Raw genomic sequence first — 12,934 nt, 5'->3', positions numbered from 1 at the left:
GAAGAACGAGGAAAACCAATCTATGGCCGTGAACAGCTCCGATGACACCGAGTACCGCATCGAGCACGACACCATGGGAGAGGTCCGCGTACCCGCAAAAGCGTTGTGGCGCGCGCAGACCCAGCGTGCGGTCGAGAACTTTCCGATCTCGGGCCGCGGGCTCGAGCGCACCCAGATCCGCGCGCTGGGCCTGCTGAAGGGCGCCTGCGCGCAGGTCAACAAGGACCTGGGGCTGCTGGCGCGGGAGAAGGCCGACGCGATCATCGCCGCGGCGGGCGAGATCGCCGACGGCCAGCACGACGACCAGTTCCCCATCGACGTGTTCCAGACCGGTTCGGGCACCAGTTCCAACATGAACACCAACGAGGTGATCGCCAGCATCGCGGCCGCCAACGGCGTGACGGTGCATCCCAACGACGACGTCAACATGTCGCAGTCGTCGAACGACACCTTCCCCACCGCCACCCACATCGCGGCCACCGAAGCAGCTGTGCGCCATCTGATTCCGGCGCTCGAGGTGCTGCACGACGCCCTGGCCGGCAAGGCCCGCGAGTGGCACACCGTGGTCAAGTCGGGCCGCACCCACCTGATGGACGCCGTCCCGGTGACGCTCGGCCAGGAATTCAGCGGATACGCCCGCCAGATCGAGGCGGGCATCGAGCGGGTGCGCGCGACGCTGCCCCGGCTGGGTGAGCTGGCCATCGGCGGCACCGCGGTCGGCACCGGCCTGAACGCCCCCGACGGCTTCGGCGCCAAGGTGGTCGAGACGCTGGTGGCTTCCACCGGCCTGAGCGAATTACGCACGGCCGCAAACTCGTTCGAGGCCCAGGCGGCGCGCGACGGCCTGGTCGAGGCGTCCGGCGCGCTGCGCACCATCGCGGTGTCGCTGACCAAGATCGCCAACGACGTCCGCTGGATGGGCTCGGGCCCGCTGACCGGCCTGGCCGAGATCCAGTTGCCCGACCTGCAGCCGGGCAGCTCGATCATGCCGGGCAAGGTCAATCCCGTTCTGCCAGAGGCGGTTACCCAGGTCGCCGCGCAGGTGATCGGCAACGACGCCGCGGTGGCCGTCGGGGGATTGTCGGGCGCGTTCGAGCTCAACGTCTACATCCCGATGATGGCGCGCAACATCCTGGAGTCGTTCAAGCTGCTGACCAACGTGTCGAGGCTGTTCGCCGAGCGCTGCATCGTCGGCCTGGCGGCCAACGTGGAGCACCTGCGCGAGCTGGCCGAGTCGTCGCCGTCCATCGTGACGCCGCTGAACTCGGCGATCGGCTACGAGGAGGCCGCCGCGGTGGCCAAGCAAGCGCTCAAGGAGCGCAAGACGATTCGCCAGACGGTGATCGACCGCGGGCTGATCGGCGAGAAGCTGTCGATCGAGGAACTCGACCGGCGGCTCGACGTGCTGGCGATGGCCAAGGTCAAGCCCGAAGACTGAGCCGCCCGTCATCCGGTGACGGCGTTGGCCGACGAGAGTAAGGGTGGTTTTTCCATGACGGCTCCTCCCGGTGGCCCCTACGGCCAGGGACCCTACGGAAGCAATCCGTATGGGCAGGACCCGAATTGGGGTGGCCAGCCGCCGGGCGGCGCGCCCGGTCCTTACCCCCAGGGCGGTCCCGGTCCCTATCCGCAGGGCGGTCCCTACGGCTACCCGCCGCCGGGTGGGCCGTACCCGTATGCGCCCGGCGGCCCCGCCTACCCGAACCAGCCGTATCCCCAACCCGGACAGCAGTTTCCGCCGGGCGGGCCGGGCGGCCCATATCCCCCGGGGCCACCGCCGGGTGGGCCCGGCTCCAAGCTGCCGTGGTTGATCGTCGCGGGTCTGGTCGTGCTCGCGGTAATCGCGCTGGTCGCCACGCTGCTGGTGATGCGCGGCGGCCACGACAACAAACCGGCCGCCGCCCCGTCGACCACGAGCACGTCGGTCTCCACACCGAAGAACTCCGCGCAGAACGCGACCGATTGCACCCCGAACGTGTCCGGCGGGGAGATGCCCCGCACCGACTCGATCGCCGCGGGCAAGCTCTCGTTCCCGGCCAGCGCGGCGCCCGGCGGGTGGACGGTGTTCTCCGACGACCAGGGCCCCAACCTGATCGGCGGGCTGGGCGTCGCCCAGGACGTGCCCGGGGCCAACCAGTGGATGATGACCGCCGAGGTCGGCGTCACCAATTTCGTTGCCAGCATGGACCTTACGGCGCAGGCCACGAAGTTGATGCAATGCATCGTCGCCGGCCCCGGCTACGCGAACGCCCAGCCCACGCTCGGGCCGACGAAGTCGGCGTCGATCACCGTCGACGGCACCAAGGCGGTCCGCGTCGACGCCGACGTCACGATCGCCGATCCCAGCCGCAACGTCAAGGGCGACTCGGTGACCATCATCGCCGTCGACACCAAGCCGGTCACCGTGTTCATCGGCAGCACACCCATCGGTGACGCCGCCTCGGCGGGTCTCGTCGGCAAGATCATTGCCGCGCTGAAGGTCTCGAAGTCCTGACCCGCCCCGGCTAGCTCGCCGGGCCCGTCGGCGCCGAGATGTGGGTGGCCTCGGATCGCCCGCGCAGGACGGTGGAATAGCACTCGGCCCACTGCGCGCGCTCGGCCTCCCCGGCGGCGTCGACGGCCCCGGCCGAACACAGGATCCGCCGGTCGGAGGTCTTGGCGAGGTCGGCCAGCCGCGCGGCCTCGTTGACCGCGTCACCGATCACGGTGTACTCGTACCGGTTTTCGGCGCCGATGTTGCCGGCGAACACCCGGCCCGCGGAGACACCGATACCGAAATCGACCGGCAGCCGCCGCAGTTGGGAGCCGAGGGCACGGGCGGTCGCCAGGGCCGACGATGCCGGGTCGCTGGTCGGCAGCGGCACCCCGAAGACGGCCAGTACGGCGTCGCCGGCGAACTTGTTGACCAGACCGTGATGTTCGTCGACGGCGTGCACCACGATGCGGAAGAAGTCGTTGAGCACCTCGGCGACCTCTTGGGGAGGACGGCTTTCCGCGAGCTGGGTAGAGCCCACCAGGTCGATGAACAGCACCGCCGCTTCGACCACGTCGCCCGACAGGGACGCCCCCTCCTGGAGCGCGCGCTGCGCGACGTCGGCCCCGACGTGGCGCCCGAACAGGTCACGCAGCCGGTCGCGCTCGGCGAGCCCGGCCACCATCCGGTTGAATCCCGTTTGTAGACGGCCGATTTGGGAACGTTCGTAGGCGCCGACGTAGGTTTCCATGCGGCCATGCTCGACCTCGGCCATCGCGTCGACGACCTCGCCGACCGGGTCCGAGATGGACCGCGAGGTCAAGATCATCGTCGGCAGCCCCAGCACCAGGGCCGCCAACGACACCACCAGGATCGGCACGTCCAACGACGCGGACTTCTCGATCAGCCAGCCGTATGAGCGCAACACGACCAGCGTCGCGATCACGGCGATGGGAAAGGCGCTGCACAGAAACCACAGCAGAACCAGCCGCGCGTACACGCTCGGCACCGCCAGGCGCGGCTCGGCGCCCAGCGTGGCGACGCGCATGATGGGCCGCAGGGTGCGCTGGGCGAGCAGCATCCCGGTGCCGGCGGCGGCCGATCCGCCGAGCAGCACGCCGAGCACGATGGGCAGCAGAAGCCGCGGCCCGCCAGTCAGATTCAGCAGGATGAAGATCCCGCCGGTCATCGCCCAGGACGTCGCCAGGATCGCCGACTGACGTCCGGCCAGCTTCATCACGGCTTCGCGCTGTTGCGGGGTGGGATCGTCACCCGCGACGTACCAGCGCACCGTGGGCGCCAGACTCACGGCGCCGGCCACCGCGACACTGACGATGCCCAGCACGATGAGCAGCGCCACCGGCACCGTGTTCTGCCGCGCGAAGTCCGCGTTGTCGCCGACGGAAGTGTGTCCCCGCAACGGAATCAGGATGGCGGCCGCCTCGACGACGGCCAACACGTAGGACAGGCTCAGATCGAACCCGTATTGAAACAGCCATCGTCGAAAGGACTTTCGCGAACCGGCGGCCGGCCGCCGCGCGGACGCACGCCACTGTCGCGGAAGCCGATCCCGAAGCCAGCCCACGATGATCACCCTACAGTCGTGCGCGGACCGAAATCGGCTTTACGCACCGTTGTTCGGCCCGCCGGAGTTCTGTCCTGGGATGTCGGTGATCGGGAAGTTGGGCATCGGTTTGGGTGAGGGCGTGTTGGGCAGCGTGGGAATGTCGGCGGGCGGGATGTCGTGCAGGCCGTTGACGGGCGGACCGTTTTCCCGGCCGCCGTAGCTGCTGCCGGACGCTCGTGGTCCCAGCAGGTCGCTGACCGTCACCATGCGGTAGCCGTTGGCCTTGAGCACCGGGATGAACTGGTACACCAGGTCGACGGTGCTCGAGTAGGTGCTGTGCAACAGCACCACCGAGCCCGGCTTGATGTAGGTCATCAGCATGTAGCGCGTCGCGGCGGAGTTCGAGTCGTTCGCCCAGTCGAAAGGGATGACGTCCCAGAGGATTTCGGCCAGCCCGAATTGGCCGGCGGTCTGGCGCACCACGGGGTCGGACAGCCCGCCCGCGGGGCGGTACAGGTTCGGGGTGCGCCCGGTCGCGGCGGCGATCGCCTCGTTGGCCTTGGTGAACTGGGCGGCGATGTCCTCGCGCGGGATCGTGGTCATGTTGGGGTGTTCCCAGGTGTGGCTGCCGATCTCCATCCCGGCGTCGGCGATGCGCTTGGCGCCGCCCGGGTTGGCGGCCACCTTGTTGCCGATCAGGAAGAACGTCGCCTTGGCGTCGTTGTCCTTGAGGATCTGCAGCAGCCGCTCGTCGAACGGCCCCGGCCCGTCATCGAAGGTCAGGGCGACGCATTTGACGACCGAGCAGCTCAGGTCGTCGGCGCGTGTCACGTGACCGGTGAGCCCGCCGATGACCAGCACCGCGACGGCGGCGGCCACACCCACCACCGTGCGCCAGTAGCGCCAGGTCTGGGTGTCGGGTCGTTTCGCCACCGTGGAAGTTTATCGAAGGCGGCCCCGCCCGGGGCCGAGCGCGCTGGTCAGGCGCGCTCACTGCGGGCCGGCGATCTCCTCGAGCATCTCGGTGACCAGCGCGGCGATCGGCGATCGCTCGCTGCGCAACAGCGTGATGTGGGCGAACAGCGGATGGCCCTTGAGCTTCTCGATCACGGCGGCGACCCCGTCGTGGCGGCCCACCCGCAGGTTGTCGCGCTGGGCGATGTCGTGGGTCAGCACCACCCGCGATCCGGTGCCCAGCCGGGACAGCACCGTCAGCAGGACGTTGCGCTCCAGCGATTGGGCCTCATCGACGATGACGAACGAGTCGTGCAGCGAGCGGCCGCGGATGTGGGTCAGGGGCAGTACCTCGAGCATGCCGCGGGACAGCACTTCCTCGAGCACGGCCGGGCTGGCCAGACCCTCGAGGGTGTCGAAGACGGCCTGGGCCCACGGACCCATTTTCTCGCTCTCGCTGCCGGGCAGGTATCCCAGCTCCTGGCCGCCGACGGCGTACAGCGGCCGGAACACCACCACCTTGCGCTGCGTGCGGCGCTCCAGCACCGCCTCCAGGCCGGCGCACAGCGCGAGCGCCGACTTGCCGGTGCCGGCCTTGCCGCCCAGCGACACGATGCCCACCGTCTCGTCGAGCAGCAGGTCGAGCGCCACCCGCTGTTCGGCGGAGCGCCCGCGCAGCCCGAACACCTCCCGATCGCCGCGAACCAGCTGGACGCGTTTGTCGGCGTTGACCCGGCCCAGCGCGTGAGAGCTGCCCCCGAGCAGCCGAACTCCGGTGTGGCAGGGCAGGTCTCGCGCCTCCACCAGATCGATCTCGCCGTCGGTGAACAGCGCGTCGATGTCCTCGGTGGCGGTCTCGATCTCGCGCATGCCCGACCAGCCGGTGGCCACCACGTCCTGGGCGTGGTACTCGTCGGCGGCCAGGCCCACCGCGGCGGCCTTCACCCGAAGCGGAATGTCCTTGCTGACCAACGTAACTCGTTTACCTTCGGCGGCCAGGTTCGCGGCACAGCTGAGGATCCGGGAGTCGTTGTTGTCGCTGCGGAAGCCCGCCGGCAGCACCGCCGGGTCCGTGTGGTTGAGCTCGACGTGCAGCGAACCACCTTGTGTCCCAACGGGAATGGGCTGATCGAGCCGTCCGTGTAGGAGCCGAAGATCGTCGAACAGCCGCAGCGCCTGGCGCGCGAACCAGCCCAGCTCGTGATGGTGGCGTTTGGCCTCCAGTTCGCTGATCACCACCAGCGGAACAACCACCTCGTGTTCGGCGAATCGGCTGCACGCCCACGGGTCGGACAGCAGCACAGAAGTGTCGATCACGTAGGTCCGGATTTCGGTCACGTAGCGCTCCTCGAGCGGGATGAGCCCGCGCGGACCCGCACAGGCATGTCGACGGGAACCGCAGCACCAGGACCGGGGCCGGTCCTTCCGTTGTGATGACGGGAGGTGCCGCCCTGGCAGCAGAGCTTGACGCTGACCATCGAGAACGACGCTACTCCCGTGGCCGTGCGCCCGCTGTGCAGGCGCGCCGACGTTGCGGGACGCGACCGGTCCCCGCGCGTGGCCGCTGGGGTGAGGAGCGTGCCGGCCGGCTCAGCCGGCGACGAATTGCCGCAGCTGGGGCTCGTCGGCGAGCCCCCACGCGGCGATGCGGTCGGAGATCGCCTGGCGCAGCTGCTCCGGTCCGAAAATGCCTGCCTTGTCGACGTTTCGCACCTTGTCCGCGTACGCGTCGATGTCGGCGCCGGGCACCTCCAGGTCGGCCGCGCGGGCGGCGATCGCCGCGATCGTCTCGTCGCGGGTGTACTCGAGGCAGTGCGCGACGAGGTTGGAGAAGAACATTTCGTGGCGCCGCTCGTCGCGGGCGATCCGGTCGATCAGGCCGGCGAGGATGGGCTCCTCGAGCTGCGCGGCCAGGTTCTCGCAGAACACGGCGTGGGTGCGCTCGGCGAACGCCATGTGCACCAGGATCTCCACCTGCGAGTAGGTGTCGGCGCGGTAGCCCTTCATGACGTACTGGACGCGGGCCTCTTCGTTGGCGGTCGGGTCGACCTCGCGGGTCACCACCAGGTACTCGCGCAGCGCGATGGCGTGCAGGTGCTCCTCGGCGGTCCACCGGCCCAGCCAGCGGCCCCAATAGTCCTCCAGGATGAAGTGCTCGACCAGCTCGCGGTGGTGCGCGGCCAGGTTGTCCTTGAGCAGCAACATGATCTCGCAGGCGTCGGTCAGCGGCCTCGGCAACGTCATCGACGACGGGTCCCAGTCGCGCCCACCGAGGAAGGCGAAGTTCTCGCCCCGTTCGAACGGCACGTAGTCGTGCGCGAACCAGAGTTCTTCGGTGGACAGGTGGCGGTCGATGTTCGCTTCGACGACCGGCTCGAGTTCCAGGGTCAGTGCGTTAGCGACGGGTCTTTCGGCCATGAGGTAACTGTAACCCGCGTACACAGGTTCATGAAATCGACGCGGTCGTGTCGCGGCAACTGGTGACTTAGGTCCTCAAACCCCGCCGCCGGCCACCCTGCCTGCGGCGATGCCGGCTACCGGCCGACCAGCGCCCAGTCTTCGAGGCCGTCGTATAGCGGAAACTCCTGGGCCAGCCGCGTCACGCGCTGGCGCAGCCCCGAGACGTCGGCCGAGGTCCCGGCCGCCAAGGCGGTGGCGATGACGTCGGCGACCTCGCTGAACTCGGCGTCGCCGAAGCCGCGGGTGGCCAGCGCGGGCGTGCCGATCCGCAGCCCCGAGGTGACCATCGGCGGGCGCGGGTCGTTGGGCACGGCGTTGCGGTTCACGGTGATGCCGACCTCGTGCAGCAGGTCCTCGGCGGCCTGCCCGTCGAGCGGGGAGTTGCGCAGGTCCACCAGGACCAGGTGCACGTCGGTGCCGCCGCTGACGACCGACACGCCGGCCTTGGCGACGTCGGCGGCCAGCAGCCGGTCGGCCAGGATCCGGGCACCCGACAGCGTGCGCTGCTGGCGCTCGACGAACTCCGGGGTGCCGGCGATCTTGAGCGCGACGGCCTTGCCGGCGATGACGTGCATCAGCGGGCCGCCCTGCTGGCCGGGGAACACCGCCGAGTTGACCGCCTTGGCGTACTCCTGCTTGCCCAGGATCATCCCCGAGCGGCCGCCGCCGAGCGTCTTGTGGATGGTGGTCGACACGATGTCGGCGTGCGGCACCGGCGAGGGGTGCAGCCCGGCCGCGACGAGACCCGCGAAGTGCGCCATGTCCACCCAGAGCTTGGCGTCGACCTCGTCGGCGATCGACCGGAACGCCGCAAAGTCGAGGATCCGCGGGTAGGCCGACCAGCCGGCGATGATCACCTTCGGCCGGAATTCCAGCGCCTTGGCGCGCACCGCGTCCATGTCGACCAGATGCGTCGTCGGGTCGACACCGTAGAAACCGTTCTCGTAGAGCTTGCCGGAGAAGTTCAGCTTCATGCCGTGCGTCAGGTGGCCGCCGTTGGCCAGGTCCAGACCCAGCAGCCGCTCCCCCGGCGACATCAGCGCGTGCAGGACGGCGGCGTTGGCCTGGGCCCCCGAATGGGGCTGCACGTTGGCGAAGTCGGCGCCGAAAAGCGCCTTGGCCCTGTCCCTGGCGATGTTCTCCACCACGTCGACGTACTCGCAGCCGCCGTAGTAGCGGCGCCCCGGCAGCCCCTCGGCGTACTTGTTGGTCAGCACGCTGCCCTGGGCCTGCAGCACGGCGCGCGGCACGAAGTTCTCCGAGGCGATCATCTCGAGCGTGTCGCGTTGCCGGCCGAGCTCCTTGCCGAGCAGCTCGGCGATGTCCGGGTCGACCTCGGCCAACGGGGCGGACATCACGGATGTCGAGGGACGGGCGTCAGGTGCAGCAGTCACGGCCGCCAGTCTATCCAGCGCCGCCCTTTCGCCAGCCCAGCCGTCGGGCTTTTCGGCGCCCCTGCAACACTTGCACTATGCCGCGGCTTAGCGAGCCGAGCCCTTATGTGGAGTTCGACCGAAAGCAATGGCGCGCGCTTCGCATGTCGACGCCGCTGGCCCTCACCGAGGAAGAGCTGGTCGGCCTGCGCGGTCTGGGTGAACAGATCGACTTGCTGGAAGTCGAAGAGGTCTACCTGCCGCTGGCCCGGCTCATTCACCTGCAGGTCGCGGCGCGGCAGCGATTGTTCGCCGCCACCGCCGAATTCCTCGGCGAACCTCAGCAAAACCCCGACCGGCCGGTGCCGTTCATCATCGGGGTGGCCGGCAGCGTCGCGGTCGGCAAGTCGACGACCGCCCGCGTGCTGCAGGCGCTGCTGGCGCGCTGGGACCATCACCCGCGGGTGGACCTGGTCACCACCGACGGGTTCCTGTACCCGAATGCTGAGCTGGACCGGCGAAACCTGATGCACCGCAAGGGGTTTCCGGAAAGCTACAACCGTCGGGCGCTGATGCGGTTCGTGACCTCGGTCAAATCCGGTTCGGACTACGCGTGCGCGCCGGTGTATTCGCACCTGAAATACGACATCATCCCGGGGGCCAAGCACGTGGTACGTCACCCCGACATCCTGATCCTCGAGGGCCTCAACGTGCTGCAGACCGGTCCGACCCTGATGGTGTCGGACCTGTTCGATTTCGGCGTGTACGTCGACGCCCGGATCGAAGACATCGAGCAGTGGTACGTCTCGCGGTTCCTGGCCATGCGCAGCACCGCCTTCGCCGATCCCGAATCGCACTTCCACCACTATTCGGCGCTCAACGACACCAAGGCGGTGGCCGCGGCCCGCGAGATCTGGCGATCCATCAACCGCCCCAACCTGGTCGAGAACATCCTGCCGACCCGGCCGCGCGCCACCCTGGTGCTGCGCAAGGACGCCGACCACTCCATCAACCGGCTGCGGCTGCGCAAGCTGTGACGGTGCGCGGCCGGCGGATCACGCCTCGAGGCGACGCAATCCCAGGTACTGCAGCCCGGCAAACGCCGCGGTGTAGGCGGCCGTGGCCAGGGTCAGCGCGACGCCGGTGAGGGTCAGCGGCAGCGCTTCCGCGGCCAGGATCGCCACCAGCGTGAAAGCGACGTTGACCACCAACACGCTGATGCCGACGCGGCGCACGTCCGGCAGCGCCCCGAGGCTGAACACCAGCAGGCCGGACAGCACGAACAGGACGCCCACGCCGTATTCCTGGAAGGACGTCAGGCCGGTCAGCGACGATAGCGGGTCGGCGAGGAACGCGATGGTCAAGCCGAGCAACCCCGTCAGGGTCGCGTCGGCGCGCACGGCGAAACGCAACAGCGAGTCGGTCGCGTCGTAGAGGGGCCGGGCCGGGATGCTGGATACGCCGGTAACAGAGCTCATGTGCTTACTCCTCGCGGTGGCGGGTTGGGTCGAACAGCTTTGAGGGTGCCGCCCGTGCACTGCCATATCGACTCGTGGCACTGCCAACTCATGCCACGGATACAAAGACGAGGTGGTTCACCCGGCTATTCCCGCCGGGGGGTAAATATTTGACACGCGCCAGCCCTGGCGGGCTCAGCGTTCCCACCAGTCACAGGGGCCGCGGGACACCACGGTCGCGTGACGGAAGGTTCCCGCCGCTAGTCGCTGGGGACCGGGATCCGTCCCCGAAGATCGGCGGCGATCAGCCGGGCGGCGGCGTTCTGCCAGTTGTGCAGCGAGCGCTGGGGAACCTCGGTGACGAACCACTGCCACGCCTGCCGCGCGATCGGATCCAGACCCGAGGCGGTGGCGTTCTGCGCGTAGGCGCGCACCCCGACGACGTAGGGGAAGTACAGCGAGTTGTAGTACCGCCACTCCTCGGTGGTGCCGAAGTCGCCGCCGTCGCGCGGCTTCAGCCGCGAGATGCCCTCGGCCAGCACCGCCTTGAGTTCGTTGGCCCGCTCGATCGGCTGGTCGGGTGCGCCGCGGGCGGCCAGCCGCTCGTCGATCACCGGCAGCGCCGTCAGCGGGCTGGCGACCAGCTTGCTCAGGTCGCCGTAGTGACCCAGGGCGCGGCGGGTGAGGCGAGCGAAAGTGACGTCGTCGACGCCGGCGAGCGGGTGCTCCTGGCGCAGCGGCAGCGCCGCCCCGGTATGCCGCAGCGCGGCCCGATCCGCGCGCAGCGCAGGCGATTTCGAGAACGCCAGCCGGTCGAGCACCCCGGCCAGGGGATCGGCGAGCACCTGCACGGTGATCGCGACCGCCAGGCTGGTGAACAGCAGCACCGTCAGCGCGGTTCGCGCGGCGGCGTCGTCGCGGGTCACCGCCAGCCCGATCAGCGCCTGGCCGCCGAACAGCACCGCCACCGCCACCGAACCGGCGAACGAGCGGAGCATGTCGGGGCGCAGCGCGTGGCCCTCGTCGAACGCGTCCCACAGGGCCACCGCGACCCCCAGCCCGAGGACGTCGCAACTCGTCGACGCCAGCGCGACCCAGCTCGGCACCAGGCCCAGCGGAATGATCAGGATCGCGTTGGCCAGCGCGAAGAACAGGGTGGCGGTGATCGCCAGTCCCACGGCCGGCCTGGGCCGCCGCGGGCGGCGCAACGCGACCACCCCGGCGCCGAGCGTCGACACGGAGATCACCGCGAACATCACCCAGTGACCGGGTCGCAGCGGCCCGTCGACGCTGCCGGCCAGCATCGCCCCGAACAGGGTCAGCGCGGCGACGACGGCCACCAGCAACACCTCGCGGGAGCGCGAGCGCCAGCCGTCGCTGGGCCGGGACAGCTCGACGAGCACGGCGAACCACGCCACGCCGGGGAGGGCCGCCAGGTAGATCTCCACCCGGCTCAGCAGCCCGGCGTGGGCGGGACTGGCGGTCCGCACCGCGTCCAGACCCACCACGAGCGCGAACCCGCACAGTCCGATCGCCGCCAGCACGAGGACGGGCTTGCGCGGATCACGGCTCACCAGATACAGCCCCAGCCAGGCGCTCAGCGTGAACACCACCGCCGACAGCGCAGCCATGTCCTTAGTGTGACACGCGGCCGCGCCGGCCCTTAAGGCCTTCGGGAGTCACTTGCCGTGCCGGCGATCCCGCCGGCTGTAGTCGCGCAGCGCGCGCAGGAAGTCGACGCGGCGGAACGCGGGCCAGTGCGTTTCGCAGAACCACATCTCCGAATAGGCGCTCTGCCACAGCAGGAATCCGGACAGCCGTTGCTCCCCCGAGGTGCGGATCACCAGGTCCGGATCGGGTTGCCCGGAGGTGTAGAGGTTCTCGGAAATGGCGTCGACGGTCACCGCGTCGACGAGCTCCTCGCCGGTGGCGCCGTTGGCCAGCTCCTTGTTCAGCAGCGCGCGCACCGCCCCGACGATCTCCTGCCGGCCGCCATAGCCGACGGCGACGTTGACGTGAAAGGGCGCGACGCTGGGGGTGGACTCGACCGCTCCGCGCAGTCGGCGGGCCGGCTCGTCGCCGAGCAGTTCCAGGTCCCCCACCGTGCGCACGCTCCAGCGGTTGGCCGGCGCGCAGATCTCCTCGACGACGTCGGTGATGATCTCGATCAGCCCGGCCAACTCGTCGGGATCGCGCTGCAGGTTCTCGGTGGACAGCAGGTAGACGGTGGTCATCTCGACGCCGGCTTCGGAACACCAGCGCAGCATCTCGGCGATCTTGGACGCGCCCATCCGGTAGCCGTAGCTGACGTCCTCGTATCCCGCGTCGCGGGCCCAGCGGCGGTTGCCGTCGCACAGCACGGCGATGTGCCGCGGGAGCTGGGACTTCGAGGCGGCCAGGCCCTGCCTCAGCCGCAGCTCGTAGACGCGATACAGCGGCTCTTTGAGGCGCGGCGGAATGATTTCCACGACCATTCACCCTACTGCCAGCGGTGATGTATTCACCGGTTCTCGATTTCGGCCCGGTCACCTGAGCAGCCGACACGGTGCTGTAACCATCCCTGACTACTGTGGCTCTTGAACAGCCCCTGGCTTTCCGGAATCTCTCGTCGCGAAGAAAACGTCGCGAAGCCAAGACAGTCGCGAAGCCA

Annotated in this window: 11 protein-coding genes; 3 read left to right on the top strand and 8 right to left on the bottom strand. The window is 69.2% G+C overall.

Features of this window, described 5'->3' with window-relative positions; genetic code table 11:
• The first annotated feature begins 28 nt into the window (after positions 1-28).
• Together AC5Y5B_RS05245 and AC5Y5B_RS05240 are read left to right on the top strand one after the other, a co-directional pair.
• Positions 29-1,438 (top strand): class II fumarate hydratase, encoded by a 1,410-nt coding sequence (locus AC5Y5B_RS05245; RefSeq protein ID WP_430918048.1) that lies wholly within the window; start codon positions 29-31, stop codon positions 1,436-1,438.
• Positions 1,439-1,492: 54 nt separating this feature from the next.
• On the top strand, positions 1,493-2,494 hold the full coding sequence (locus AC5Y5B_RS05240) for a hypothetical protein (protein ID WP_112631988.1): 1,002 nt from the start codon (positions 1,493-1,495) through the stop codon (positions 2,492-2,494).
• 10 nt (positions 2,495-2,504) lie between these two features.
• On the opposite strand, the gene AC5Y5B_RS05235 is transcribed toward AC5Y5B_RS05240, so the two are convergent.
• The 5 genes from AC5Y5B_RS05235 to glyA form a co-directional block, all read right to left on the bottom strand.
• Positions 2,505-3,947: an adenylate/guanylate cyclase domain-containing protein gene (locus tag AC5Y5B_RS05235; RefSeq protein WP_205869046.1), complete on the bottom strand. Its 1,443-nt coding sequence runs from the start codon at positions 3,945-3,947 to the stop codon at positions 2,505-2,507.
• A gap of 150 nt (positions 3,948-4,097) precedes the next feature.
• Positions 4,098-4,973, bottom strand: coding sequence for a polysaccharide deacetylase family protein (locus AC5Y5B_RS05230; protein ID WP_112631987.1), 876 nt, complete (start codon positions 4,971-4,973; stop codon positions 4,098-4,100).
• A 57-nt stretch (positions 4,974-5,030) separates the two neighbouring features.
• Complete coding sequence (gene phoH2, locus AC5Y5B_RS05225) at positions 5,031-6,332, bottom strand: RNA 5'-3' helicase PhoH2 (protein WP_500004186.1); 1,302 nt, start codon at positions 6,330-6,332, stop codon at positions 5,031-5,033.
• 252 nt (positions 6,333-6,584) lie between these two features.
• Positions 6,585-7,412: an acyl-ACP desaturase gene (locus AC5Y5B_RS05220; RefSeq protein WP_112632008.1), complete on the bottom strand. Its 828-nt coding sequence runs from the start codon at positions 7,410-7,412 to the stop codon at positions 6,585-6,587.
• A 116-nt stretch (positions 7,413-7,528) separates the two neighbouring features.
• A complete protein-coding gene (gene glyA, locus AC5Y5B_RS05215) occupies positions 7,529-8,809 on the bottom strand; it encodes a serine hydroxymethyltransferase (protein ID WP_112631985.1) in 1,281 nt (426 codons plus the stop codon).
• 116 nt (positions 8,810-8,925) lie between these two features.
• On the opposite strand from glyA, the gene coaA reads away from it, so the two are divergent.
• The gene (coaA, locus tag AC5Y5B_RS05210) at positions 8,926-9,864 is read left to right on the top strand and encodes a type I pantothenate kinase (RefSeq protein WP_044487112.1); all 939 of its coding nucleotides are present in this window, start codon (positions 8,926-8,928) and stop codon (positions 9,862-9,864) included.
• Between the two features lie 18 nt (positions 9,865-9,882).
• On the opposite strand, the gene AC5Y5B_RS05205 is transcribed toward coaA, so the two are convergent.
• From AC5Y5B_RS05205 to AC5Y5B_RS05195, 3 genes are all read right to left on the bottom strand, one after another.
• Positions 9,883-10,305: a hypothetical protein gene (locus tag AC5Y5B_RS05205; RefSeq protein WP_112631984.1), complete on the bottom strand. Its 423-nt coding sequence runs from the start codon at positions 10,303-10,305 to the stop codon at positions 9,883-9,885.
• 239 nt (positions 10,306-10,544) lie between these two features.
• Entirely contained in the window at positions 10,545-11,915 is a 1,371-nt protein-coding gene (locus AC5Y5B_RS05200; RefSeq protein ID WP_112631983.1) for a hypothetical protein, read from the bottom strand.
• 48 nt (positions 11,916-11,963) lie between these two features.
• Complete coding sequence (locus AC5Y5B_RS05195) at positions 11,964-12,752, bottom strand: (2Z,6E)-farnesyl diphosphate synthase (RefSeq protein WP_112632007.1); 789 nt, start codon at positions 12,750-12,752, stop codon at positions 11,964-11,966.
• Positions 12,753-12,934: the final 182 nt, after the last annotated feature.

Source organism: Mycobacterium sp. NGS33, from assembly GCF_059812885.1.
Note: the sequence above shows the minus strand (reverse complement) of the source record. Positions and strands in the feature narration are given on the sequence as shown.

Bases quoted from the DNA above. Each gene is read 5' to 3' on its own strand.
- AC5Y5B_RS05220 (WP_112632008.1), bottom strand. From the start codon at position 7,412: ATGGCCGAAAGACCCGTCGCTAACGCACTGACCCTGGAACTCGAGCCG.
- AC5Y5B_RS05205 (WP_112631984.1), bottom strand. From the start codon at position 10,305: ATGAGCTCTGTTACCGGCGTATCCAGCATCCCGGCCCGGCCCCTCTAC.
- glyA (WP_112631985.1), bottom strand. From the start codon at position 8,809: ATGTCCGCCCCGTTGGCCGAGGTCGACCCGGACATCGCCGAGCTGCTC.
- AC5Y5B_RS05240 (WP_112631988.1), top strand. From the start codon at position 1,493: ATGACGGCTCCTCCCGGTGGCCCCTACGGCCAGGGACCCTACGGAAGC.
- AC5Y5B_RS05200 (WP_112631983.1), bottom strand. From the start codon at position 11,915: ATGGCTGCGCTGTCGGCGGTGGTGTTCACGCTGAGCGCCTGGCTGGGG.
- coaA (WP_044487112.1), top strand. From the start codon at position 8,926: ATGCCGCGGCTTAGCGAGCCGAGCCCTTATGTGGAGTTCGACCGAAAG.